The sequence below is a fragment of the Clostridium sp. BNL1100 genome (assembly GCF_000244875.1).
GTDB lineage: Bacteria > Bacillota > Clostridia > Acetivibrionales > DSM-1351 > Ruminiclostridium.
Window position 1 is genome coordinate 1,667,990 of record NC_016791.1, and the last position, 25,565, is coordinate 1,693,554.

Genomic DNA, 25,565 nt, shown 5'->3' on the forward strand with positions numbered 1-25,565 from the left:
TTCTATTTTCCTGAAAGGCTCGAATCTACAAAATCATCATAAGCCGGAGGATTTGAAGATATCCCGAATTCCTTGATTTTAGAAGTAAGACTGTCATATGCTTCTCTGGTAATCTCAAGGTCATTGTAAGAAATCCATTTCATTGATAAATCCAGAACTTTGTCGTCAAGATTAAGATATTTCTTTGCAATAGCATTTGCCTCATCTTTGTGAGAACCAACGTATTCGCCTGCTTCTCTATAACCGGAAACAACCTCTTTTGCCGCATCCTTGTTGCTGCTAATAAATTTGTCGGACAAAACAAGAGAGCAGCATATGGAATCCTTCCATAGTTCATTGGATTCAAATAGTACTTTTCCTGTGCTTAAAGCCACTGACTTTGCACCAAATGGCTCGGCAACACTATATCCGGCTATTTGACCTTGCGCAAGAGCTGCTGGCATCTCAGGGGGAGGAAGTTCAACTATGTTTACATCCTTGTAGGAAAGTCCCGCATTTTTGAGCATTTGTCCTAAAAGGATGTTATGAGAGGACTGCCTGTGGGGAATTGCAAATTTCTTTCCTTTTAAATCGGACACATTATTAATTTTATTGGATACAACAACAACATTACCATCCTTATGTCCAAGTGCTACCGCCTTAACTCCGATACCCTGTTCCTTTGCTTTCATGGCAAGCTCTATAAGCACTGAAGCACCGTCGACATGGCCTGTGTTTAAGGCATCCATCAATTCCGGCCATGATCCGTACTTGACCAGTTCAATTTTATATTTTTGACCTGACTTATCCTGCAATTCATTCTCCACAAACACAGGCAGAGCATGTGTTAACGGAAGGTAAGCAATTTTTACGGTTTTTGCGTCTGAAGAACTTGATTCTTTTACATCTGCAGATTTTCCACAGGCGGCAGTACCTAAAATTAGTCCAAAAACCAAAGCCGCTGCGATAAACTTTTTTAAATTCATAGTTATCCTCCATAAAATCATTTTAATCCCATCCCAGAGCTTTTCTCTGCTCCTTGAGGTTATTGACAATCTCCTTTGCCAATTCAGTGTGATTAACATTAACAATCATTTTTGAACCCAGAATATCCTTGGTTCCATTATTCATAAATTCTGTAACATTATCTGAGCCTTGAGTCGGTGCATATACACAGTGGTAAGAATCAATACCCAGCAATCTGAAACTAAGGGCCGCACAGATTCCTTTTTCGTTAGACCATTCCGGACTGGCAAAAGCATAAGGCATATCTTTGATGTGAATATCCGAAGCCTCAGCCACAGCCTTAAAAAGTGCGGATGCTCTTGCATTATCCAAACATTCGCCCATGTGCCATACAGGGGGAAGCTCCTTCAAAAAACCTTTTAAGTTATCGCCTGTACGTTCCAAAGCAGCTGTAGAGCAGTATCCAAGCTTCATCAGCGGAAAAGAGGCACACCCGTTGGTCAGAACCAGAACATTATTCTCTAAAAGAATGTCTGTAAGCTCAACAATGGCTTTTTCATAAACAATACGTGGGTTGTTGCAGCCAACCAGGTTAACAATTCCAAGAATTTCTCCGCTTTTCAGTGCTTCTGCAATAGGCCTGACGCTTCCGAAATGCTTGTTAATATATTCAACAGAAAAACCTACTTCAGCTTCAATCTCATAAGGCGGAATATAAACCGGAACTTCTCTTCTCTGTGTAAAGCTCTCAATAGCCCTGTTTAGAATCTTCGTTGCAAGCTCAGCAGTCTGATCCAAATTGGAATGATGGTGGTCAAATCCGTAATGCTCGGCACCGGGCAGTCTGGCAGAATCATTTGTGGTAACCACAGTTGTTTTAAAACAGCTTGCAACCTCCATAATGGAAGGAAAAACATCCTGAACATCAGCTACCCATAAATCCAAAGCACCTGTTCCCAGAACAAGTTCAGCTCCTATAGCATTAGAAAGGGGTATAACTCCGCCATATCTGTACATTGCGGAAAGTCCGGAACAACAAATACCATAAAACTTTATTCCTAAAGCTCCGTTTTGCCTTGCCAATTCCTGAAATTCATCTGAATTACCAAGCTTCACGATTTCGCTTACCAAAACCGGAGAGTGGCCATGAATTCCTATGTTAACATAACCTTTTTCCAAAGCACCTATATTAACCTTTGAAGTACTTCTTACAGGCAGTCCGAACAGACTGTCCATAGCAATAGATGACCCAAGAACACAGGACCATGCAAAGGCTACACCAGTACGCAGCATTTGCTTCATAATATTATTCCAATCACTGTCGTTTCCCGTACCTGTTCTATTAAGACTTTCAAAAACTTCGTGGTAAGGACTGATAGGAAGAATATCAAGATCACTCCATACTTTAATTCGTTCTTTCGAAGCAAACGCATTAAGAGTATGGTGGGGGCCGGGAATAGTTCTGGACAAATCCTCCAAAAGAATATCAGCAATTAGCCCTGCAAGTTCCTTAATGCTTTTATTTTCAGTGTCAAGACCGAAAGCCTTGGCTGTGGCTAATATTTTACTATCTCCCTCAATAGGAATATTGATTAAACCCTCAGAGGCGTACTTCAAAGCCAGCATACTTTCGCGTCCTCTTGCACCATGTTCTGCGGCACCGGCAGCGACGCTCCTTAGAATATTTCTGGCTACAATTACGTCGGCATCAGCACCACAAACCCCTTTTGGACTTTTTTGGGTAATTTTACACGGCCCCATGTTGCATATTCTGCAGCAAACTCCTGCAAGACCAAAGCTGCACTGGGGCTTCTGAGCATCAAATCTGTCAAAAACAGTCTCGCACCCTTTTTCTTCCATATGTAAAAGCATAGCTTTAACGGCAGGGTCGGGTGTTTGTTCAAGAACGTCCTTCTTAGAAGCAAAACTTTTTCTATATTCAGCTACGGCAGTTGCATAATCATTACAGCCGGAATCATTATGGTGATGATTTTCTGAATGATCAAATTTTGCGTGATGATATCTAAAATCCATTAGTATCGCTCTCCCCTTAAATAATTCATAGAATTCCGGTAAAAATAGTATGAAATGATTATAATAAGCAAATAATAAAAAGTCAATATAATTTTATATAATTCATATATAAATACTATGTAATTAAAAAGAATTTTGTGAACACATTTGTACGAGTAGTACTGTCATATAGTTAAACAGCGAGTAAATCAGGGAGTTCAAAGATGGGGAAGCACAAAAAAGAATATGAAATTATTATTTTTACTCCTGAGACTAATGAACAAGAAATGTATCTTAAAAATGAAATAGGAAGAGCATATGGTGAATTTATAATAAAACATCTGATTAATTTGGGAATTCCTGATAAACAAATGTCTTGTATATTCAGAAAAATAATAAAAGAAATCAGGTGATTTTATTTATGAGGGCTGCTATCTATTCAAGAAAAAGCAGGTTTACCGGGAGAGGAGAGAGTATAGAAAATCAGATTCAAATGTGCAAAGAGTATGCCATAAACAATATTGGACTATCGGAAAACGAATTTTTAATTTTTGAAGACGAGGGGTTTTCAGGAGGGAATACAAACAGGCCGGAGTTCAAGCAAATGATGCGGGAAGCACGGAGTAAAAAAATTGATATAGTAATTTGCTACAGGCTTGATCGTATAAGCAGAAACGTATCTGATTTTTCTCAGTTAATAAATGAACTTGAAAAATATAACGTAAGCTTTATTTCTGTTAAGGAACAGTTTGATACAACAAAGCCAATGGGGAGGGCCATGATGTATATAGCATCTGTATTTTCCCAGTTGGAAAGAGAGACCATTGCAGAAAGAATCAGAGATAACATGCTGCAGCTTGCAAAAACCGGAAGGTGGCTTGGAGGTGTTACCCCCACAGGCTATAAATCTGAAATGTTGGATAAAAAGGATTCGTCCTTGAAACAGACCAGAATTTTCAGGCTTAAAATTTTACCTGAGGAAGCCGAGCTTGTAAAAGATATTTACGATAAATTTATTATTTTCAAATCAATAACCAAGGTAGAAAAAAACCTTCTTGAAAACAGACTTACAACCAAAAACGGGGTGGATTTTTCAAGGTTTTCCCTTCGATTTTTACTTACAAATCCTGTATATGCAATTGCTGACGAGGCTTTATACCACTATCTATCTGGGAAAGGGTATGAGGTATATTCGGATATAAAGGAATTCAATGGTGTTAATGGCCTTATGGCCTACAACAAAACAAGGCAGGGCAAGAACACATTAGGGGAAAAGTACAGGGATCCAAAGGATTGGGTAATAGCGGTAGGAATGCATCCGGGAATCATACCGTCAGGTAAATGGATAGAAGTTCAGAAATTGTTGCAAAGAAATAAAACAAAAGCCTATAGGAATGTTAAAAATACCAATGCTCTGCTGTCAGGGATACTAAAATGTGAAAACTGCGGCAGCTTTATGAGGCCTAAAACAATGTCAAGGGTGGATTCGGAAGGGAAAAGGGTTTATTACTATATTTGCGAGTTAAAGGAAAAAAGTAATAAAACACGTTGTGATACTCCAAATATAAACGGTAATCTATTGGACTCCTTAATACTTGAAAGGTTAATCAGCCTCATAAAAGATTATTATCCGGCAGTCAACCCCGGCTTACTGTTGACCCTGCATGATAGCACACAGACTGCTCAAAATCCTGAAATAAAGCTAATTAAAGGCAAACTCATGGCAGCAGAGACAGAAATGAAGAACCTTATAAGACTTGCATCCAAACAAGCAGATGAAAAGGTACAATCATTAATATTAAAGCGTATGGAGAATATATCAAAAGACATCAACATATACACAAACAGAATCAAACAGTTGGATGGTCTTCCTGAAAAAAAGGACATTGAAGAAGCCGACGAAGAAAAAATCATACAAATACTGTCAAACCCCGGTTACTGCATTATGAATCTAATGGATATAAAGCAAAAGAGAGAGATTTTAAAAAGTTTAATTGAATTTATTGCATGGGACTGCACACAGGTAAAGGTTTGGCTTAACAGCAGAAAAATGTTGCCTGAGTGTAAGGATTGCAAATGAGATTCTAATGCAAATCAGGGCATCTAAGAAAATTCAGAATGAGGTTTCTTTGCAAGACCCTATTGGTGTCGATAAAGAGGGTAATGAAATAACATATTCATGTTATATACCTTGATGTCCGCACCCCTGCGTCAATAAAATAAATGATTATACGCTCTTAGTAGTATATCAGATATGGCTAATCTGCTTAAATAATTATCTTTTTTATTCATGTTGAAACAGCTATTTATAAAACAATAACCTTTTTGAGTATGCATTCCGGTATTGTGTCGGTGTAAGTCCTACTGCCTTCTTGAATACCTTCATGAAACTATGGTTGTCATTAAACCCTACACTGTAAGCTATGCCACTTATATTATCGTTTGTCTCGCACAGCAAATATTTGGCAAGGTCGATTTTTTCCTGAATTATATACTGCTTAAGGGAGAAGCCTGAAATATTTTTGAAAAATTCAGATAGGTATCTCCTGTTATATCCAAAATGTGCTGCTATTTCTGATACCCTTATATCAGTATTTCGATGCCATTTTATATAATCTTGTATATCATTAAACAGCTGCTTTTTCTTCATGTCCGAATTTTGAGGAGTATTGTTTTCCAAGAATTGGCAAAACAATTCACATAGAACGGCTGTACTCAGATAATTGTTCTGAAGCTTGTTGTGGTAGCTTCTGACACTGTCCTGAAGGTGCTTCATAATAACTATAATCTTCTCAAGGTTTGTTGTTTTGCCATATTGGGGAATATATATTTTTTCATCCGGCATATCCCTCGGAATTTGATCGAAAGATATTTTACGGTATGGATTTTCATATGAAAAGTGCAGCCAATAAAAAGCACAGCTGCTGTTTTTATAGCCTGATTGCCTGGAAGACGGCGGAAAGAGCAGAAATTCACCCTTGCCTATATCAAAGAACTGATTGTCCAACTGTAAATAAGCCATACCTTCTGTAACAACAATAAGTTCAAAATTCTGCATGTACCTTGTAAAGTGCATCCATTCATAAGATGGAGCTTGAAACTTGCCTGTTAAATCGTATTTTAATGGGGTCTCAAGTGAAAATTCATAGCATGTCATATGACTTTTTACCACCTATTCTGCAAAAAATCCATTTAATTTATATATATTAATTGGTACACTGAAATTAAAGTACAATTAAATTATTAAAGGGGCGTTTACTACGATTAAATCATTTTCTATGTCACAGGTGAAGCTTATTGATCCCTATTTGGTAAATGCATTCAAAAAGGAAATAGAGTATCTGGAATCCTTTGACTGCGACAAATTATTATCCTGTTTTTATAAAACAAAAGGCCTTGCACCTAAAGCGAAAAACTACCATGGATGGGAGGATACCGAGATCAGAGGTCACACCATGGGCCACTATCTGACGGCTTTGGCACAAGCTTATTCTGCTACTAATGATAGCAAAATTTATGAACGGCTGCAATATTTGCTGAAGGAGCTCTCTTTGTGCCAATTCGAAAGCGGTTACCTTTCTGCATTTCCAGAGGAGTTTTTTGACAGGGTTGAAAACAGGAAACCTGTGTGGGTGCCGTGGTATACAATGCATAAAATAATTACAGGATTAATATCTGTTTATAAACTCACTAAAATAGAAACAGCATTAAATATTGTTTCCGGGCTTGGAGACTGGGTATTTAGCAGAACTGACAAATGGACACCTGAAATACATGCAAACGTTTTGGCTGTAGAATACGGCGGTATGAACGATTGTTTGTATGAGCTTTATAAGATAACCGGCAATGAAAAACACAGTGCTGCTGCACATATGTTTGATGAAATAGAGCTTTTCAAGGAAATTCATGACGGAAAAGATATACTTAATAACAGACATGCAAATACTACAATACCAAAATTCCTAGGTGCTTTGAACCGTTTTCTGGCTATTGGAGAAGAGGAGCAGTTTTACCTGGATACATGCAAAGAATTCTGGAGTATTGTAACAAATAACCATAGCTATGTTACCGGCGGCAACAGTGAATGGGAACATTTCGGCGAACCCAATATCCTGGATGCAGAGCGTACTTCAACCAATTGTGAAACCTGTAATACATACAATATGCTTAAAATGACAAGAGTACTGTTTAAAATTACCGGGGATAAAAAATATGCCGATTTTTACGAAAATACTTTTATCAATGCAATATTATCCTCACAAAACCCGGATACCGGAATGACAATGTACTTTCAACCTATGGCAACAGGTTATTTTAAGGTTTATAGTAAACCTTTCGAGCATTTTTGGTGCTGTACAGGGACGGGTATGGAAAATTTCACTAAATTGAATAACAGCATATATTTTCATGAAGAAGATAGGTTATACGTTAATATGTATTATTCCACGCTGTTAAATTGGGAGGAAAAGTGTGTAAGGATTACTCAAAATTCTGACATACCCGGTACTGACAGAGCAAGTTTTATAATCGAAGCAGAAACTGAAACAGAGTTCACATTATGTTTGCGTATTCCTACTTGGGCAAAGGATGTAAATATTAATGTAAATAAAAATCCTAGCTTATTCACAGAAGAAAGAGGTTATGCACTTATCAATCGTACTTGGAAAGATAATGATACTGTTGAAATCAATTTTAAAATTGAACCCGAATTGGTATCTTTACCCGATAATCCAAATGCAGTTGCATTTACTTACGGTCCTGTAGTATTAAGTGCAGGCCTTGGAACAGATAAAATGGAAAAGTCAACTACCGGTATCATGGTAAGAATACCAAGCAAGCACGTGGAAATAAAAGACTATTTAGTTATTATAAATCAAAGCATAGATACATGGAAAAAGGATATCGCATTAAATCTGGAAAAAGCTGAGGGCAAGTTGGAATTCAGGTTAAAAGGTACCGATGAAGATGAAAGGCTAGTATTTACTCCTCATTACAGACAGCATAGCCAGAGATACGGAATATACTGGGTTCTTGTTCAGGATGGCTCAGATGATCTGAACAAGTACATTGAACAAAAGAAACAAGTTGAACGAATCAAAGAGGCAGAGATTGACAATATACAGATTGGCAATGACCAATATGAACTGTCCCATGATATTAAGGGTCAATATACCGAGTCAGGCGATAGGGATGGATTCCATTATAGATTTGCAAAAGAGAATGGCTGGTTTAGCTACAATTTAAAAGTAAGAAATGATGATAATTCTTTTCTGCAAATCAATTATATGCCGGCAGACTGCAGAGAAAGTTTTGATATATTGATTAATGATACCCTGCTTTTACGGGAAGTTATAGGAGAAACACCTTGGAATAAAACAGTTTCTAAAGTATACCCTATTTCGAAGGAATTGATTGGGGAAAATGATTTTGTTACAGTTAAGTTCATGGCTTCAGCACACGAAGCAACTGCAAGGGTAGTTGATATTATCCGTACAATAAAAGAAGTGTAAGCAAGGGTGTTGTTTGATATTAAGGAATTGCTATGATATAAGGAGCTGTTCAAAACAGAAAACTTTCTGTTGCAACAGCCCCTTATATATTTATTATCATTAAAGAAATTCTGACTATGGTGCCTCAAGTTTTTGTGCTATGGCATGAAACGTCGGGCATTGTATTTTAGGGTGCAATGCAATTTTAAAATCATCAGCTTTTGCATCATGTGATTTGTTATATACAACCTTATCCAGTACTAATTTTATAAGTAGATTTTTATCTGAAGGAGAATCTATTTTTTTATAAGCATCCAAAACGCTTCTCAGGTTTATGATATAATCCTGATTAGTTGTAAATGCCAGATCAATTTCTTTTAAATGTTTTTTTGATTCTAAAATAGAACTATTAATTTGATTGATTTTTCCTAAGATATAGTTTGTTCTTTCCGTAAAGGTGTCTATTTCATATACACCTTGTTCCAGTAAATCAAATGTTTTTACTTTTTGTTGTTCCAGTTTTTTTAATTCATTTTCCAACGAAATTATATTTTTTTCAATCAATAAGGATTTTGTTGCATCTCTCTTATGAGGTGTTTTTTTTGCACTAAGCAGCATATTAGAATAATAGTTTTCAAGTTTATCAATCAATAAGGCTTCTACAGTTATAAACTTGTTGCTTTTCTGTCCGCAGTTTTTTGGACACATAATTCTAGAGTCTTTGTTGATTACAGGACGTTGAATCATTTTGCAGCCGCAAATGCCGCAAATAACAATACCGGCAAGGGGATTTGTAATGCCGTTTTGAAGCTGATATGGTACATGATATTTCTGAGCCAGAATTTCCTGGGCCTTTTGATATATGGATTCTTCTATTATTGCTTCATGTTTTCCATTGCATACAATCCATTCGTCAACAGGTCTGGTATATGTGTCTCTCTTTTTTCCGTATTCTTTTGACTTGCGTATGCATTTTTTCTTCCAGACAACTTTCCCAATGTAAATTGGATTTTTAATAAAATTAGTTATGGTGGATTTTTCCCACTTGACACCTGTATATGATTTTATACCTAGTTGGTTAAGCTCATTTGCAATTTTACTGCAGCCCATGTTTTCATTTATGTACCAGTTAAATATCATTTTAACAACCTCTGCTTGTTCTGCATTTGGTGTTAATGTTCTGGTATTTTTATCGATTCTTAAAATATCATATCCATATGGTGGTCTTGTTGCAATATAATTTCCTTCTTCAACCGAATTAATTCTACCACGCTGCATTCGCCTGTTAATCATTTTGTATTCTTTACGACTCATAAAGGCTTCAAATTCACTATATTCCTCATCAAATTCATCATTTAGGTCATATATTTTTTTAGGTGTAATTATTTTAGTGTTAGATTTTTTAAAGGCCTTTAAAATAAGTCCCTGCTCTTCCATGTCACCACGTCCGAGTCTTTGAATATCCATTACAAGAACACCGTCACAGGCACCGGATTCTACATCTTTTAATGTAGCAAGCATCGCAGGCCTGAAGAATAATTCTTCTCCGGATACAAGCTCTTCATGAATATTTAAAATTGTAAACCCATTTTCTTTTGCATATCTTAATAGGGCTTTACGGTGTCTGGCAAGGGTTTCACCATTTCCTAATGTTTTTTCCAGTTCTTCATCAGATCTTGATTTCCTCAGGTAGATATCAACTATCATTTAAGCACATTCCCTTCCTTTAAGTACCCTGATTTTATTTGATCAGTTTAAATATCCTTACTTCCAGTTTATACAGTTAAAACAATATATAGACTTATAACGACGGCTGAAATAATCATTGAATAATGTACAAACAATTCAAAATAGGTATATAGTGGAGGTGAATTCCAGTGGCGATAGCTGTAATTATCCCACCAAAGATAACACCTGAAGAAAACGAGAAAAGAATTAAAGAACTGGAGAGAGTTTTATCAAACATTTTTAAATATGAGATAGGTATCTCCTTCACTAACAGTAAAAAAAGTCATTCTACATAACAAATTATTTTTATAGAGTTTAAAAAGTATACAACCTGAAGAAGTCAATGAAATAACATTAATAGACTTAATCAGTAATGACTCCGAGTCCGTAGTTGACGAGGTTGAATTGAAAATGCAGGTTAAAAAGCTGTACAGTAAAATGAAAGGTACTTTGAAAAACAGAGAAAAGGTAGTCTTGGAATTAAGATATGGACTTCTTAACGGTTCAAGTAAAACCCAGAGAGAGATAGCTAAAATGTTGGGAATCTCCAGATCCTACGTATCAAGAATTGAAAAGAAAGCAATAAAAAAATTAAGCAAAGAGCTAAAACCAGAGGGCTGCCATTAATGGCAGCCTTTTGGATGTAACGATAGCAATAACCAAATATCACGGCTCAATTAGAAAATATAAGTTTGTATACTGGTATTCAAAAGTTGCATATAATAGTTTTCAGAGTTAGAATATATGTGAAAAATGTCGAAAATTGATTATATTACAAAAGGCCGTGATAATACTTTGTATACCAAAAAGGATTTATTACGCCTCTTTTTTCCTGCTCTTACCGAACAGTTTCTTTCTACGGCAATAGGTGTAGTAAACACTATGATGGTAAGCGGATTAGGGGCATTTGCAGTATCAGCAGTGGGAATAGTCGATTCTATCAACTTTGTAGTTATGAATCTGTTTGTGGCTGTGTCCACAGGTGCCACAGTTACTATAGCACAGCATTTGGGAGCATCAAAGAGGGAAGACGCTTCAAAGACTGCGGCTCAGGCAATTACGGCTGTCCTTTTAATGTCTACAATAGCAGGACTTGGTCTATACATATTCGGAAACCAGGTAATAAATTTCCTTTTTGGAGATGCCGAAAATACTGTTAAATTGGCTGCCAGAACATACATGATTTGTTCAGCTATATCGTATCCCATACTGGGACTCTTTGACGTATGTACAGGTATATCAAGGGCAAGTAATAATTTCAGGGCATCAATGTTTGCGGTTGTTGCATCAAATTTGGTTAATTTTATGGTTGGAGCCCTGTTGATTTTTGTATTTGATTTGGGGGTACTGGGAGCTGGAATTGGCCTAATTTGTGCCCGACTAACGGGAGCAATCATTGTGGGATATTCGTTATTCAAGTCACATCATTTGGATATTTTTCACAGTTCATTCAGAATAACTTCAAAAATATTAAAGCCTGTTTTATATATAGGGCTTCCGGCAGGGATAGACAGTCTTGTCTTTAACGGAGGAAAACTTCTGGTGCAAACAATAGTGGCATCCCTTGGAACCGCCGCACTTGCTGCAAACAGTATTGCAAGCTCTACAAACTCGCTACTTAACATACCCGGGAATGCAATAACAATAGTAGCGGTGACAGTTGTAGGCCACTATGCCGGAGCAGGATTAAAAGAGGATTTAAACAAGATTATAAAAAAACTCATGGTTTATACAATGGTGCTGCTGGGCGCTGTTTCCCTGGCATTTTTCCCGTTTGTACACCATTTTCTGAAACTTTATTCACCTGCACCGGATGTGGCAAGCCTTGCATTGCATATAACATATCTTACACTTATATGTATACCGATTTTCTGGCCAGCTGCCTTTCTCCTGCCGGCATGTCTGAGAAGTACAAGGGATGTGGTATTTGTAACGGTTATTTCTATAATGAGCATGTGGGTTATAAGGGTTTTCGGGGGATATATGTTAGTAAGGTTTACAGGCCTTGGACTTATGGGAATATGGGTAGCATGGTGCTTTGACTGGGTAACAAGGGGAATTCCGTTTCTGGGAAGAGTAGCTGCAAGGCGATATGAGAAATATTTACCAAAAACAGATAATGAGGTATCTTCTTAAAAAAATCATTAAAAAGATTGATAAATATTTTTCAATGTGTTATACTATCAAACGGCAAAATACACACGCATTTTTAAGTTAAGGTGTCGGACAGGTTCCGATGAGACATGAATGCGGAGGTATTAACTTTAACGGAGGTGTTTATATTATGGCAGTTATTTCAATGAAACAACTTTTGGAGGCAGGTGTTCACTTTGGTCACCAGACTAGAAGATGGAACCCTAAGATGGCAGAATATATCTTTACAGAGCGTAACGGTATATACATCATAGACCTTCAGAAAACAGTAAAAAAGGTTGACGATGCATACTTCTTCATCAGAGAAGTAGCTATGAACGGACAGGATGTATTGTTCGTTGGAACTAAGAAACAAGCACAGGATTCAATTAAGGAAGAAGCTGAAAGAAGCGGACAGTTCTTTGTAAACAACAGATGGTTGGGCGGAATGCTTACAAACTTCAAAACTATTACAAAGAGAATCAACAGACTGAATCAGTTAAATGCTATGGAAGCAGACGGAACTTTTGATGTCCTTCCTAAGAAGGAAGTTAGCAAGCTGAAGAAAGAAATGGCTGATCTTGAAAAGAACCTTGGCGGAATCAAGAACATGAAGAAGCTTCCTGGTGCAATGTTTGTTGTTGACCCAAGGAAGGAAAGAAATGCTATTCTTGAAGCAAAGAGACTCGGTATCCCGGTTGTAGCTATTGTTGATACAAACTGTGATCCTGATGAAGTTGATTTCGTAATTCCTGGTAATGACGATGCAATCAGAGCTGTTAAGCTTATTGCTGCTAAAATGGCTGATGCTGTTATAGAAGGACGTCAGGGAGAACAACTTTCAGAAACTCCTGTTGAAACAGTTGAAGTTGCTGAAGAAGCACAAGAAGCTGTAGAAGCAGCAGAATAATTAGAATAAAAAAAGGGTATATTATCAGGCATAGCCTGATAATATCCTTATGTTTATAATAAAACGATAATTAAATATTAGTCTTATTTTAATATAGGATAATACGGTTTGGAGGATTCAAAGATGATTACTGCTGAAATGGTAAAGCAGCTCCGCGAAAGAACCGGAGCAGGAATGATGGACTGCAAAAGAGCACTCAATGATGCAAATGGAGATGCTGAAAAAGCTATCGAATTGTTGAGAGAAAAGGGTCTATCCGCCGCAGCTAAGAAAGCTGGAAGAATTGCTGCTGAAGGTTTGGTTGAAGCATATATACACGGCGATGGAAGAATTGGTGTTCTTGTTGAAGTTAATATTGAAACAGATTTTGCTGCAAGAGGAGACGAGTTCAAACAGTTCGTTAAGGACGTTGCAATGCAGATAGCTGCAAGCAAGCCTGAATATGTTAAGAAAGAAGATGTTCCTGCTTCGGTAATTGAAAGCGAAAAGGAAATATTAAGAGCTCAGGCAAGAAACGAAGGAAAACCTGAAAAGATAATAGATAAAATGGTTGAAGGCAGAATTGAAAAATTCTATGCTGAAAACTGTTTGCTGGAACAATCATTTATAAAAGATCCAGATATGACAGTTGGACAGTTATTGACTGAAAAGATAGCTCATATAGGTGAAAATATTTCAATCAGAAGGTTTGCAAGATTTGAAAGAGGCGAAGGTATCGAAAAGAAAGATGAAAACTTTGCTGATGAAGTAATGAAACAAATAAATGGTTAATATAAAAGGGAACATATTTATTGTATGTTCCCTTTATTCGGGCCTTTTTTGAAAAATAAACTCAAAATATGTAAAAAAAATTACTACAGATATGTACTCACCCAATGATTACATATATTACGAATTGAACGGGGGAAATATCCATGAGTGAACTAAAATATAAGAGAATAATGTTAAAAATCAGTGGAGAAGCACTTGCCGGTGATAAGGGACACGGTATTGATACCGATACAGTAAACGAAATATGTGACAGAATATCAGTAGTGCATAAAATGGGTGCTGAAATAGCTATAGTAGTAGGTGGAGGTAATTTCTGGAGAGGCAGAAGCGGAAAAGGTATGGACAGAACAACCGCCGACCATATGGGAATGCTTGCAACGGTAATTAATTCTCTTGGATTGCAGGACGCACTTGAATCTAGAGATATTCCCGTGAGGGTTCAGACTGCTATTGAAATGAGGCAGATTGCTGAACCTTATGTAAGAAGAAAAGCTGTAAGGCATCTTGAAAAGAAAAGAATAGTTATATTTGCGTGCGGAATGGGGAATCCTTATTTCTCAACCGACACAGCAGCAGCATTAAGAGCAGCCGAGATAGATGCTGAAGTAATATTAATGGCAAAGAATGTAGATGGAATATATGATTCTGATCCGTCAAAGAATGCCAATGCAGTAAAATACAATAAGATTAGCTATCAGGAGTACCTTAACAAAGGACTTTGTGCAATTGATCTGACAGCCGCTTCATTTTGTAAAGATAATGCAATACCTACACTGGTTTTCGGTCTTAATGATCCGGATAACATAATCAGAGCTGTAAAAGGTGAAGAGATTGGTACTACAATATATTGAAATCCTTCATAAATAAATGTATTATATAAGTATTAATTTAAGGAGGAGATTTATGGATAAGGAACTTTACAAGCCAATCGAAGAAAAAATGAAAAAAACCATAAATGTATTAAAGGACAATCTTGCTGGAATCAGAGCAGGAAGAGCGAATCCTGCAATATTGGATAAACTCACAATTGATTATTATGGTGCACCGACTCCTATTCAGCAGATTGCAACAGTGTCTGTACCTGAAGCCAGGGTTATTTTAATTCAGCCATGGGAAGCAAAACTGCTAAAAGACATTGAAAAGGAAATTCAAAAGTCTGATATAGGAATCAATCCTAACAATGATGGTAAGGTTATAAGGCTTGTTTTTCCTGCATTAACAGAAGAAAGACGTAAAGAACTTACAAAGCAGGCAAAAAAAGAAGGCGAAGAATCAAAAGTTGCCATAAGATCAATTAGAAGAGATTCTATTGAAAGCATGAAGGCAAAGAAAAAGAGCGGCGAAATTACAGAAGACGATTTAAAGGATGCAGAAAAGGATATACAGAACCTTACTGACAGATATATTGCCGACATTGACAAGATTATTGAAGCCAAAGATAAGGAAATAATGGAGGTATAACTTCGTTGGGTTATACGGAAATAAATGAAAGCATTGGTTGTACAGGGGATGAAGAGGTTCATTTGACCTCTTTCTGTAACAGCCTTATCGGATATACAGTGGGAGATGCGATGAAAGCAGCCGATGACAGGGGATATTCCATAGACGGTATTTTCATTTCATCACCGCCTAAGATGAGTATTACTGAATATGATGATTCATTCAGAGTAATAAGAGTTAAGACTCTTAACAATAAAAGTTTAAATATACTTGTTTGCAAACCCCTCTAATTTGAGGGGTTATTTTCAATAATCATTACGTTTTTTATGCAAATACATATAAAAATAGGAGTTGGAAAATATATGGGGTTTTTTAAAAAGATATTCCCCCAAAAGAAATTAGACAATGATTTTCAATGTATTCCGAAGCATATAGCTATAATTCCTGACGGAAACGGAAGATGGGCAAAGAAGAGAGGCTTACCCAGAAACGTAGGACATAGAGAAGGCTCAATGACTCTTAAAAAGGTTGTCATTTATTGCTCAAAGGTCGGAGTTAAGCATTTAACGGTTTATGCTTTTTCTACCGAAAATTGGAAAAGGCCCCAAAGTGAAGTTGATGCACTTATGAACCTGCTTTTGGAATTTCTTCGCAATGCAGAAAGAGAACTGGACGGAAGTAATGTAAGAATAAAGGTTATCGGCGATATTAACGGACTTCCAGAAGAACTGCAAAATGAAATTGCAAGAGTTGAAAAGATGACCAGTGTAAATAATGGATTGAATTTAAATATTGCCCTTAACTATGGATCAAGGTTTGAAATATTATATGCAGTTAAAAATATAGCTAGGAAAATTAAAGACGGAAAACTAACAATAAATGATATAGATGAAAATCAAATGGAGCAACATTTGTATACAAAAGGTATACCTGAGCCGGATTTACTCATTAGAACCAGCGGGGAGCAGAGAATCAGTAATTATCTGCTTTGGCAATGTGCTTATACAGAGTTCTGGTTTACCGATACACTATGGCCTGATGTTAACGAGAGTCATATTGCCGAGGCAATAAAAGCTTTTGAGAAAAGAAATCGTCGGTATGGCGGAATAGAAAATTAATCACACTGAACATGAATATAATTATTCATGTAGTGTTTTATAACATGGAGGGTTCTTATGGCAAGAACAAGAATAATAAGCGGACTGGTTGGATTGGTTTTATTAATTGGTGTACTGTATTTGGGGTCTATCGTACTGGGAATCGCAGTAAGTATTATAGCTGCAATCGGTTTGTATGAATTTTATAATTCCATATCCAAAACAAAAGGAATACATCCTATAAAAATAGTTGGATACCTGTCAATTGTTCCATTATTGATTTTGGGACTTGAAAAAACAGGCTGGTATAGTTTGGATCTGGGCACAATGACCGGGATATCTGTTTGCCTTATTATTTTTGCTAGTATGGCAGTTATTGTATTTGGACATAAGAAATACAATATAGTTGATGCCTGTGCAACAGCTTTTGGAGTAGTATATATACCATTTCTCATGAGCTTTTTGATAATGCTCAGAAACATGGACCACGGAAATATACTGATATGGCTGATTTTCATTGGTGCGTGGGGTACAGATACACTTGCTTATACCTTCGGAAGATTATTTGGAAAAAGAAAAATCATACCTGAAATAAGTCCTAAAAAGACATTAGCGGGTGCGATAGGAGGAATATTAGGATGTATTCTACTCATGGTTATATATGGTACAATTGTAAATAATTATTTTGATTTAGATATTAGATATATAGCATTGATTTTACTTGGTCTATTCTGTGGAGTTATATCACAGATAGGTGATTGGGCTGCATCGGCTATAAAAAGGTATGTAGATGTAAAAGATTTTGGCAATATAATGCCGGGACACGGTGGAGTACTTGACAGGTTTGACAGTATATTATTTGTTGCTCCTGTAATATATTACGTATTAGTTCTATTCATAAAATAATTAAGAGCTTTTCTTAGGTTACGGTGGTGTGACAATGGCGAAAATTATATCCATAATCGGTTCAACAGGTTCCATAGGCAGGCAAACCTTAGAGGCGGCAAAAAACCTTGGGGTTAAAGTTGCTGCATTATCAGCCAATTCAAATATAGAGCTTTTGGAAAAGCAGGTACGTGAATTCAAGCCTGATATTGTTTCGGTAGGAAATAATGAGTTGGCAAAAGAAATGTTATATAGATTGAAGGATACCGGAGTAGAAGTGCTATGGGGGCAGGACGGTATGAAAAGAGTTGTGGAGCACTCTGAAACCGATACCGTAGTTACCTCTGTAGTGGGAACAGCCGGTTTGATACCCACAATGCATGCTATCAGGCATAAAAAAAATATAGCACTTGCAAACAAGGAGACACTTGTAACTGCAGGGCAGCTGGTGATGGAAGAGGCAAAAAGGAATAATGTAAATATATTCCCCGTTGACAGTGAACACTCGGCTATATACCAATGTCTTTTAGGAAATAAAGACAAGCAGGTAGAAAAAATAATAATAACTGCTTCGGGTGGCCCTTTTAGGGGTAAGAAAATAGAAGAGCTTAAAAATATAACACCTGCAAAGGCATTAAAACATCCCAATTGGAGTATGGGAAACAAGATAACAATTGATTCCGCAACTCTTATGAACAAAGGACTTGAGGTAATCGAGGCAAAGTGGCTTTTTCAGAGGGATTTGGACAGTATTCAGGTTTTGGTGCATCCTCAAAGCATAATACATTCAATGGTACAATATGTGGATGGATCGGTTATGGCGCAACTTGGTTCGCCTGACATGAGGATACCGATACAGTTGGCATTAACCTACCCGGACAGATGCCAAAATGATTTTAACAAGCTTGATTTTCTTAAATGTCCTCCTTTGACCTTTGAGGAACCAGACATAGATACTTTTAAATGTCTTCGTCTTGCATATATGTCATTGGAGATAGGTGGGACAATGCCTGCGACTATGAATGCTGCAAATGAGATTGCAGTTGCAGCATTTCTGGATAATCGTATAGGCTTTACTGAAATTGCGGAAACAATAGAACAAGTAATGCAAAGACATAATGTGAATATTTGTCCTTGCATGGATGATATACTAGAAGTAGACTGTTGGGCAAGGGAAACAGCAAAACAACTTATAATTTAAATTAATCTGCCGATTCCGGCTTATGGAGGATTGTATGGGAATTTTACTGGCTATATTGGCCTTGAGCTTTTTAATAATAATTCACGAATTGGGTCACTTTTTAGTTGCAAAGGCATTTAATGTAAAAGTTAATGAATTTTCACTCTTTATGGGGCCTAAAATCTTCAGCTTTGTCAGAGGTGAAACAACTTACTCTTTAAGGCTAATTCCATTAGGCGGCTACGTAAAAATGGAAGGAGAAGAAGAAGCTTCTGATGACGATAGGGCGTTTAACAAAAAACCGATTGGAGTAAGGGCAGCAATAATAGCGGCCGGGCCAATAATGAACATAATTATAGCCGTTGTATTTGCATTTATAATTATGGCTCACTCAGGTTTTTATACAAACCAGGTTAAGACCGTATTACCGGGCTCTGCTGGTGAGAAAGCCGGAATTCAGGTTGGTGACGTTCTTGAAAAATATAATGGGAAAAATATATATCAGGTAAATGACCTTGAGATATTCGCTTACCCTCTTACCAATGAGAGTATAGACCTTCAGGTAAGTAGAAACGGTGAAAGTAAGACTATTAGTTTTAAACCCGACAGAATGTCCGGGTATAAGCTGGGGTTTTCACCTAAGGAAGAAAATGGCAGTGAGTCTAATGTAGTTACAAACGTAAGTAGTAAATCTCCAGCCATGAAGGCCGGAGTTAAAGACGGAGACAGAATTGTAAAGCTTAACGGAACACCTGTTAATTCCCGTCAGGATATAGCAAATGCTCTGGACAAGATAAAGTTGAATAATGTTACTATAACAGTCAACAGAAACGGTAAGGATATTGAATTGACTCCTGTAGTGCCTATGCAGGGAAAAAACCCTGAATACTATGCAATAGGGGTTGACTTTAATCATACAAAAAGCGGAATATTCGCAACTTTGGGTCAATCAGTGAAATACAATATATCAATTGCAAGATCAATATATTATTCAATCGGATGGTTGTTTACAGGAACAGTTCCGGCAAGTGACCTTATGGGGCCAGTAGGAATAACTACTACCATAAAAGATGTAGTGCAACAGGGGCCGTCAGTAATGGATAAACTTTTAAATCTCTTATCATTTACGGCTATGATCAGTTTGAACCTTGGACTGGTAAACCTTATACCATTCCCGGCACTGGACGGAAGTAAGCTGGTACTTCTCCTTGTAGAGGGTATACGTAAGAAACCTCTGAGTCCTGAGAGAGAAGCACTAATATCCATGATAGGCTTTGTATTCCTTATTATGCTAATGATATATGCAACATTTAATGATATATTAAGAATAGGAAGAGGATAGGGTTTTAAATTGGAAGATTATATACAAAGAAAACAAACTAAAAAAGTTAGGGTTGGAGATATCTTCATTGGAGGAGATTCTCCAATCTCTGTTCAATCCATGACCAATACGGATACAAGGGATGTTAAGGCTACTATCCATCAGATTAAAAGGCTTGAAGAGGCCGGGTGTGATATAGTCAGATTGGCAATCCTGGACAATGAAGCTGCAACTGCCATAGGCGAGATAAAAAAGCATATAAGAATACCTATTGTTGCAGATATTCATTATGATTACAGACTTGCAGTAGAATGTATGAAAAACGGAGTTGACAAAATACGTCTAAATCCCGGTAATATCGGCGGTAATGACAGGGTCAAAATAGTGGCGGGAATGGCAAAGGAGAGGGGAATACCTATCAGAATCGGTGTTAATTCCGGTTCAGTTGAGAAAGGGATTTTGGAAAAATTCGGCGGTGTAACGGCTGAAGGTATGGTGGAAAGTGCTTTGGCACACGTAGCTATGCTGGAAAATGTTGATTTTAATGACATAGCGATTTCCATTAAGGCCTCTAGCGTACCAATGACAATAGCTGCTTACAGGTTACTCTCTGAAAAATGTTCATATCCCTTACATGTTGGAGTTACGGAAGCAGGTACAGTTTATAAAGGAACTATAAAATCCTCAGTTGGGATAGGCTGCCTTCTTGCGGAAGGTATCGGGGATACCACCAGAGTTTCATTGACGGGAGACCCGGTTGAAGAGATAAAAGCAGGAAAACAGATACTGAAGTCTCTGGGATTATTAAAAGAAGGAATAGAGATTGTTTCATGTCCGACCTGCGGGAGGACTCAGGTTAATCTTATAGAAATAGCAAACAGAATTGAGCCTTTGCTGGAAAAATTGGATAAAAATATTAAGGTGGCAATTATGGGATGTGCCGTAAACGGACCCGGAGAAGCTAAAGATGCCGATATTGGTATTGCAGGCGGTGTAAATGAGGTTTTGCTATTTAAAAAGGGTTGTATAATCAGAAAAATTCCTCAGGAAAACGTTGTTGAGGAATTAATAAAAGAGATAACTCAAATGTAGTTTGGTGCCAGATTAAAACATATAGAAAACATAAATACAAGGCACAAAAGATTTAGATAAAATGGGGTCAAGCTATGGACAGTACAAATAATACAAATAGATTTTTATGTGATTTATTCCCCGGTGAGATGGATTTTTACGGGGAATTTTCTACGCTAAAGCAATTAAAAGTAGAAAGAATGAGTGTCTTTATAAAGGCAAGCAAAATTGAAATACATACTACAAGTTCAGACATTGTCAGTATTGCTCTTATTATGACAGCAGAAGAATGTCTCAAGCAAAAGCTTGGAGTACCAAATCTCACTTTAAAAGTAAGATGCAACAGGAATTGCAGCATTGAGGAGTACCTGAGTAACATGTGGAGTGAGCTCATCCAGATGCTTACATCAAAGGTAGCGCTGTGCAGAGGTATCCTCCCCGGCTCTAAATATGAGATTTCAGGTAACAAAATAATAATAAATCTGCTGACAACCGGGTCTGATATCTTAAAAGCACAAAACTGCCATTCAATGTTAGAACAGCATATCAAGGATACAATAGGCCAAAATGTAAAGGTTGAATTTTGTGATATCCAAGTTGACCATGCTAAAATTGAGGAGTATGTTGCAGAAAAAGTTAAGAATGAGGCAAAAGTAGTGAGTTCCGCCATAACTGCTCCTCCCGCAGATCAGAAACAGAAAAAACAGGATTTCAGATCTTCCGGGTCAGGAGAAATGCCTGTAAGGGGAGTTATAGCAGGAAAGCCTTTTACTGACAGTATAATGAAGATATCCGAAGTAACACCCGATTCGGGTAAGGTCGCTATAGCAGGTGAAGTTTTCAAAACAGAATCCAGGGAAATCAGAGGCGGCAAATTCATTTACATATTTGATGTTACTGATTACACCAGTTCAGTTACTGTAAAAATGTTTGTTGAAAAGAAGGATTTTGCTAATATATCAGAGAGAATAACAGATGGGGTTTGTTTACGTATACGTGGAGATGCCCAGTATGATAAATTCTCAAAAGAACTTGCTATAATGGCGTTTGACATAACTGAAACGGAAAAAGAAATAAGGCACGACGATGCTGAGGAGAAGCGGGTTGAACTTCACCTGCATACTCAAATGAGTTCAATGGACGGAGTAACCCCGGTAAAAGAACTGGTAAAACGTGCTGCACAATGGGGACACAAGGCAATAGCTATTACAGACCACGGTATAGTTCAGGCATATCCTGATGCGTACGCTGCATCCAAGAAAAACAATATTAAGGTTATTTACGGACTTGAGTGTTATCTTCTGGATGATAGTGTACCTATAGTATATGATATGAAAGAACATTCTCTGGAAGATGATTTTGTAGTATTTGACATAGAAACAACAGGCTTAAATCCTCATCAGGACAAAATAACCGAAATTGGGGCAGTCAAGGTTAGAAACGGTCAGATTGTTGACAGGTTCAGCGCCTTTGTCAATCCTGGGGTTTCAATTCCAAGCTTTATAGTTAAACTGACAGGTATCACTGATGATATGGTAAAGGACGCACCTCCCATTGAACAGGTTTTGAATGAATTCATGGAATTTATCCAAGGGAGTGTTCTGGTTGCCCACAATGCAAACTTTGATGTGGGATTTATAAAACAAAATGCAAAATTAATGGGTGAAAAGGTTAGAAACCCATATATAGATACATTAGAGCTTTGCAGAAAAATGTTTCCTGAGCTTGGCAGGTACAAGCTTAACATAGTTGCAAAGCATTTGAAAATTGAATTGGAAAATCATCACAGAGCAGTTGATGATTCAATGGCTACGGCTAAAATATTTATGCATTGTATAAATGTACTTAAAGAAAAAGGCTGTAAAAGTATAAAGGAAATACAGAATGCATTTGATGGGGAGGTCAACCTTAAAGCCAGTTCCTATCATGCCATTATTTTGGTAAAGAACAAGGTTGGCCTTAAAAATCTGTATAAAATAGTTTCTCAATCTCACTTAAAGTACTTTTACAAAAAGCCCAGAGTACCTAAAAAACTTCTAATGGAGTACAGAGAGGGACTTATTTTGGGAAGTGCATGTGAAGCAGGAGAGCTATACAGAGCTATACTAAACAACAAAAGTGAAGATGAGATATCTAAAATAGTTCGTTTTTACGATTATCTTGAAATACAACCCTTAGGAAATAACCAATTTTTGATAAATAATGGAAAGGTTTCATCCCAAGAAGAATTAAAGAAAATAAATAAAAAAATCATCAGACTTGGAGAACGGCATAGAAAGCCGGTGGTTGCCACCTGTGACGTTCACTTTATGGACCCAAGGGATGAGGTGTTCCGAAGGATACTAATGGCAGGACAAGGGTACACTGACGCAGACAATCAAGCACCCCTTTATTTAAGAACAACCGACGAAATGCTTGAGGAGTTCAGCTACCTTGGTGAGGAAAAAGCCCGGGAAGTGGTAATAGAAAATACAAATCTTATCGCCGATATGATTGAGAGCATTGCCCCGGTGCTTGAGGGGACGTATCCTCCGAATATAGAGGGTGCGGAGCAGGATATAGAAAATATGGCGATGACCCGTGCAAAAGAAATTTATGGGGAAGAATTGCCGGAGGTTGTGGCACAGAGACTTGAAAAAGAGTTGAATTCCATTATAAAAAATGGGTTTGCTGTTATGTACCTCATAGCACAAAAGCTGGTTTCCAAGTCACTGAGTGACGGATATCTGGTTGGTTCCAGAGGATCTGTAGGGTCATCTTTTGTAGCAAATATGTCGGGTATAACTGAAGTTAATTCATTGCAGCCTCACTATGTATGTGAGAAGTGCAAATATTCTGAATTCGTTCTTGACGGCACCTATGACTGCGGATTTGATATGCCCGAAAAGGACTGTCCCAATTGTGGCAACAAGCTTAAAAAGGATGGCTATGATATTCCGTTTGAAACCTTCCTTGGCTTTGACGGTGACAAAGAGCCTGATATTGACTTGAACTTCTCAGGGGATTATCAGCCTGTGGCACACAAATATACAGAGGAACTTTTCGGCGAGGGTTACGTATTCAGGGCCGGTACTATAGCATCCGTTGCCGAAAAAACCGCATATGGATATGTTAAGAATTATCTGGATGAAAGAGGAATAGTGGTAACAAACTCTGAAATAAACAGATTGGTAAAAGGTTGTACGGGAATAAAGAGAACTACGGGACAGCATCCCGGTGGAATAATGATAGTACCTAAGGATAAGGAGATATTTGATTTTTCACCAATACAGCGGCCTGCGGATGATACGCAGTCCGAAATAGTAACCACACACTTTGACTATCACTTTCTTCATGGAAGTATACTAAAGCTTGATATTCTGGGCCATGATGATCCTACGGTAATCAGAATGCTTGAAGATTTAACAGGAGTGGATGCAACGACAATCCCAATAGGTGAGGAAAAAACCATGAGTTTGTTCAATTGCACAGATGCGCTTGATGTGAAGCCCGAAGATATAGGAAGCGAAACAGGAACCTTTGCTATTCCGGAGTTCGGGACAAAGTTTGTAAGGCAGATGCTGATGGATACGAAGCCGCAGTCCTTCTCGGAGTTGATAAGAATATCAGGACTTTCACACGGAACTGATGTTTGGCTCAATAATGCGCAGGATTTGATAAGAGATGGTATCACTACACTTTCGCAGAGTATTTGTTGCCGTGACGATATTATGATTTACTTGATGCACGCAGGACTCCCTCCAAAGACTGCCTTCAAGATAATGGAGGATGTACGTAAGGGTAAAGGTGTAAAAGACGAGTATGAAGCCGTAATGAAAGAAAATAACGTTCCCGATTGGTATATTCAATCATGTAAAAAAATAAAGTACATGTTCCCTAAGGCCCATGCCGCTGCGTATGTTATGATGGCATTCAGAATAGCCTGGTTCAAGGTATATTATCCTGAGGCCTTCTATGCAACATACTTTACGGTAAGAGCCGATGATTTCGATGCTGAAATGATGGCTCACGGTCAGGACAAGGTAAGGAATAAAATAAAGGAATTTGAAATGAAAGGTAATAATATTACTACAAAAGAGAAAAATGTCCTTACTATACTTGAAGTTGTAAATGAGATGTACGCAAGAGGAATAAATTTCCTCCCGATAGATTTGTATCTTTCAGAGGCAACTAAATTCAGAATTGAAGATAAAGGCATAAGGCCACCTTTGAATGCACTTCAGGGACTGGGAGGAGCTGCGGCACAGAACATTGTTGAGTCCCGCAAAAATGGTGAATTCCTGTCAATTGATGAGCTCAGGACCAAGGCGAAAATAAGTAAATCGGTTATTGAAATACTGGAAAGAAATAACGTACTGGAAGGAATGCCGGAGAGTAACCAGCTTTGTTTATTTTAATAAAACAAATACGAAAAAGTACCTTAAATAGTAGCAATTTTTTATAAAACAGCAATAAATTGTTGATAATTAGAAATAATAGTGATATAATACACTAGGATAGAGGTTTAATAGACTTGACTACCGAGAGTGGGAAATCCCACTCTTTATTGTTTATCCGATTCTATTGGGTCTTAAAAAGAGTA

20 protein-coding genes and 2 pseudogenes are annotated in these 25,565 nt (G+C 37.4%); 18 read left to right on the forward strand and 4 right to left on the reverse strand.

Annotated elements, in window-relative coordinates; translation table 11 throughout:
• Positions 1 to 2: 2 nt before the first annotated feature.
• Both CLO1100_RS06900 and cooS read right to left on the reverse strand, forming a co-directional pair.
• Positions 3 to 965 carry an ABC transporter substrate-binding protein gene (locus CLO1100_RS06900; RefSeq protein WP_014313042.1) on the reverse strand — a complete coding sequence of 321 codons (963 nt, stop codon included), beginning with the start codon at positions 963 to 965 and terminating at the stop codon, positions 3 to 5.
• Between the two features lie 22 nt (positions 966 to 987).
• The gene (cooS, locus tag CLO1100_RS06905) at positions 988 to 2,979 is read right to left on the reverse strand and encodes an anaerobic carbon-monoxide dehydrogenase catalytic subunit (protein ID WP_014313043.1); all 1,992 of its coding nucleotides are present in this window, start codon (positions 2,977 to 2,979) and stop codon (positions 988 to 990) included.
• A 203-nt stretch (positions 2,980 to 3,182) separates the two neighbouring features.
• Here cooS and CLO1100_RS06910 point away from each other — a divergent pair, with 203 nt between their 5' ends.
• From CLO1100_RS06910 to CLO1100_RS21000, 3 genes and pseudogenes are all read left to right on the forward strand, one after another.
• Positions 3,183 to 3,371: a hypothetical protein gene (locus CLO1100_RS06910; protein ID WP_014313044.1), complete on the forward strand. Its 189-nt coding sequence runs from the start codon at positions 3,183 to 3,185 to the stop codon at positions 3,369 to 3,371.
• Positions 3,372 to 3,379: 8 nt separating this feature from the next.
• On the forward strand, positions 3,380 to 5,038 hold the full coding sequence (locus CLO1100_RS06915; RefSeq protein WP_014313045.1) for a recombinase family protein: 1,659 nt from the start codon (positions 3,380 to 3,382) through the stop codon (positions 5,036 to 5,038).
• A pseudogene (locus CLO1100_RS21000) lies at positions 5,028 to 5,153 on the forward strand (flagellar biosynthesis protein FliA); the annotation flags it as partial. The gene CLO1100_RS06915 and the pseudogene CLO1100_RS21000, both read left to right, overlap by 11 nt.
• Before the next feature lie 107 nt (positions 5,154 to 5,260).
• On the opposite strand, the gene CLO1100_RS06920 reads toward CLO1100_RS21000, so the two are convergent.
• Complete coding sequence (locus tag CLO1100_RS06920) at positions 5,261 to 6,115, reverse strand: AraC family transcriptional regulator (RefSeq protein WP_014313046.1); 855 nt, start codon at positions 6,113 to 6,115, stop codon at positions 5,261 to 5,263.
• A 121-nt stretch (positions 6,116 to 6,236) separates the two neighbouring features.
• Here CLO1100_RS06920 and CLO1100_RS06925 point away from each other — a divergent pair, with 121 nt between their 5' ends.
• Positions 6,237 to 8,468, forward strand: a complete 2,232-nt coding sequence (locus CLO1100_RS06925; protein ID WP_014313047.1) for a beta-L-arabinofuranosidase domain-containing protein — start codon at positions 6,237 to 6,239, stop codon at positions 8,466 to 8,468.
• 114 nt (positions 8,469 to 8,582) lie between these two features.
• Here the strand turns inward: CLO1100_RS06925 and CLO1100_RS06930 are convergent, their stop codons facing one another.
• Positions 8,583 to 10,154, reverse strand: coding sequence for a recombinase family protein (locus CLO1100_RS06930; protein ID WP_014313048.1), 1,572 nt, complete (start codon positions 10,152 to 10,154; stop codon positions 8,583 to 8,585).
• A gap of 170 nt (positions 10,155 to 10,324) precedes the next feature.
• Between CLO1100_RS06930 and CLO1100_RS20740 the strand changes: the two genes are divergently transcribed.
• From CLO1100_RS20740 to CLO1100_RS06995, 14 genes and pseudogenes are all read left to right on the forward strand, one after another.
• Positions 10,325 to 10,471, forward strand: a complete 147-nt coding sequence (locus tag CLO1100_RS20740) for a hypothetical protein (RefSeq protein ID WP_014313049.1) — start codon at positions 10,325 to 10,327, stop codon at positions 10,469 to 10,471.
• A gap of 46 nt (positions 10,472 to 10,517) precedes the next feature.
• Positions 10,518 to 10,802 (forward strand): annotated as a pseudogene (locus CLO1100_RS06935) (sigma-70 family RNA polymerase sigma factor); the annotation flags it as partial.
• 126 nt (positions 10,803 to 10,928) lie between these two features.
• Entirely contained in the window at positions 10,929 to 12,311 is a 1,383-nt protein-coding gene (locus CLO1100_RS06940) for an MATE family efflux transporter (protein ID WP_014313050.1), read from the forward strand.
• A 148-nt stretch (positions 12,312 to 12,459) separates the two neighbouring features.
• A complete protein-coding gene (gene rpsB, locus CLO1100_RS06945) occupies positions 12,460 to 13,218 on the forward strand; it encodes a 30S ribosomal protein S2 (protein ID WP_014313051.1) in 759 nt (252 codons plus the stop codon).
• 123 nt (positions 13,219 to 13,341) lie between these two features.
• Positions 13,342 to 13,989, forward strand: coding sequence for a translation elongation factor Ts (tsf, locus tag CLO1100_RS06950; RefSeq protein ID WP_014313052.1), 648 nt, complete (start codon positions 13,342 to 13,344; stop codon positions 13,987 to 13,989).
• A gap of 143 nt (positions 13,990 to 14,132) precedes the next feature.
• Complete coding sequence (pyrH, locus tag CLO1100_RS06955; RefSeq protein WP_014313053.1) at positions 14,133 to 14,840, forward strand: UMP kinase; 708 nt, start codon at positions 14,133 to 14,135, stop codon at positions 14,838 to 14,840.
• 52 nt (positions 14,841 to 14,892) lie between these two features.
• Entirely contained in the window at positions 14,893 to 15,450 is a 558-nt protein-coding gene (gene frr / locus CLO1100_RS06960) for a ribosome recycling factor (protein ID WP_014313054.1), read from the forward strand.
• Positions 15,451 to 15,455: 5 nt separating this feature from the next.
• Entirely contained in the window at positions 15,456 to 15,719 is a 264-nt protein-coding gene (locus tag CLO1100_RS06965; RefSeq protein ID WP_014313055.1) for a hypothetical protein, read from the forward strand.
• A gap of 72 nt (positions 15,720 to 15,791) precedes the next feature.
• Positions 15,792 to 16,547: an isoprenyl transferase gene (locus tag CLO1100_RS06970; RefSeq protein WP_014313056.1), complete on the forward strand. Its 756-nt coding sequence runs from the start codon at positions 15,792 to 15,794 to the stop codon at positions 16,545 to 16,547.
• 57 nt (positions 16,548 to 16,604) lie between these two features.
• Positions 16,605 to 17,432 (forward strand): phosphatidate cytidylyltransferase, encoded by an 828-nt coding sequence (locus CLO1100_RS06975; RefSeq protein WP_014313057.1) that lies wholly within the window; start codon positions 16,605 to 16,607, stop codon positions 17,430 to 17,432.
• Between the two features lie 34 nt (positions 17,433 to 17,466).
• Positions 17,467 to 18,612 carry a 1-deoxy-D-xylulose-5-phosphate reductoisomerase gene (locus tag CLO1100_RS06980; RefSeq protein ID WP_014313058.1) on the forward strand — a complete coding sequence of 382 codons (1,146 nt, stop codon included), beginning with the start codon at positions 17,467 to 17,469 and terminating at the stop codon, positions 18,610 to 18,612.
• A 34-nt stretch (positions 18,613 to 18,646) separates the two neighbouring features.
• Positions 18,647 to 19,933 carry an RIP metalloprotease RseP gene (gene rseP / locus CLO1100_RS06985; RefSeq protein WP_014313059.1) on the forward strand — a complete coding sequence of 429 codons (1,287 nt, stop codon included), beginning with the start codon at positions 18,647 to 18,649 and terminating at the stop codon, positions 19,931 to 19,933.
• A 9-nt stretch (positions 19,934 to 19,942) separates the two neighbouring features.
• Positions 19,943 to 21,004 carry a flavodoxin-dependent (E)-4-hydroxy-3-methylbut-2-enyl-diphosphate synthase gene (ispG, locus tag CLO1100_RS06990; protein ID WP_014313060.1) on the forward strand — a complete coding sequence of 354 codons (1,062 nt, stop codon included), beginning with the start codon at positions 19,943 to 19,945 and terminating at the stop codon, positions 21,002 to 21,004.
• A gap of 74 nt (positions 21,005 to 21,078) precedes the next feature.
• The gene (locus tag CLO1100_RS06995) at positions 21,079 to 25,380 is read left to right on the forward strand and encodes a PolC-type DNA polymerase III (RefSeq protein ID WP_014313061.1); all 4,302 of its coding nucleotides are present in this window, start codon (positions 21,079 to 21,081) and stop codon (positions 25,378 to 25,380) included.
• Positions 25,381 to 25,565: the final 185 nt, after the last annotated feature.

Excerpts from the sequence above, each read along its gene's own strand:
- frr (WP_014313054.1), top strand. The coding sequence starts at position 14,893 with ATGGATAAGGAACTTTACAAGCCAATCGAAGAAAAAATGAAAAAAACC.
- cooS (WP_014313043.1), bottom strand. The coding sequence starts at position 2,979 with ATGGATTTTAGATATCATCACGCAAAATTTGATCATTCAGAAAATCAT.
- CLO1100_RS06940 (WP_014313050.1), top strand. The coding sequence starts at position 10,929 with ATGTCGAAAATTGATTATATTACAAAAGGCCGTGATAATACTTTGTAT.
- pyrH (WP_014313053.1), top strand. The coding sequence starts at position 14,133 with ATGAGTGAACTAAAATATAAGAGAATAATGTTAAAAATCAGTGGAGAA.
- CLO1100_RS06930 (WP_014313048.1), bottom strand. The coding sequence starts at position 10,154 with ATGATAGTTGATATCTACCTGAGGAAATCAAGATCTGATGAAGAACTG.
- CLO1100_RS06975 (WP_014313057.1), top strand. The coding sequence starts at position 16,605 with ATGGCAAGAACAAGAATAATAAGCGGACTGGTTGGATTGGTTTTATTA.
- CLO1100_RS06925 (WP_014313047.1), top strand. The coding sequence starts at position 6,237 with ATGTCACAGGTGAAGCTTATTGATCCCTATTTGGTAAATGCATTCAAA.
- CLO1100_RS06915 (WP_014313045.1), top strand. The coding sequence starts at position 3,380 with ATGAGGGCTGCTATCTATTCAAGAAAAAGCAGGTTTACCGGGAGAGGA.
- CLO1100_RS06995 (WP_014313061.1), top strand. The coding sequence starts at position 21,079 with ATGGACAGTACAAATAATACAAATAGATTTTTATGTGATTTATTCCCC.
- rpsB (WP_014313051.1), top strand. The coding sequence starts at position 12,460 with ATGGCAGTTATTTCAATGAAACAACTTTTGGAGGCAGGTGTTCACTTT.
- CLO1100_RS06970 (WP_014313056.1), top strand. The coding sequence starts at position 15,792 with ATGGGGTTTTTTAAAAAGATATTCCCCCAAAAGAAATTAGACAATGAT.
- CLO1100_RS06900 (WP_014313042.1), bottom strand. The coding sequence starts at position 965 with ATGAATTTAAAAAAGTTTATCGCAGCGGCTTTGGTTTTTGGACTAATT.
- CLO1100_RS06920 (WP_014313046.1), bottom strand. The coding sequence starts at position 6,115 with ATGACATGCTATGAATTTTCACTTGAGACCCCATTAAAATACGATTTA.
- tsf (WP_014313052.1), top strand. The coding sequence starts at position 13,342 with ATGATTACTGCTGAAATGGTAAAGCAGCTCCGCGAAAGAACCGGAGCA.
- CLO1100_RS06980 (WP_014313058.1), top strand. The coding sequence starts at position 17,467 with ATGGCGAAAATTATATCCATAATCGGTTCAACAGGTTCCATAGGCAGG.
- CLO1100_RS06910 (WP_014313044.1), top strand. The coding sequence starts at position 3,183 with ATGGGGAAGCACAAAAAAGAATATGAAATTATTATTTTTACTCCTGAG.
- rseP (WP_014313059.1), top strand. The coding sequence starts at position 18,647 with ATGGGAATTTTACTGGCTATATTGGCCTTGAGCTTTTTAATAATAATT.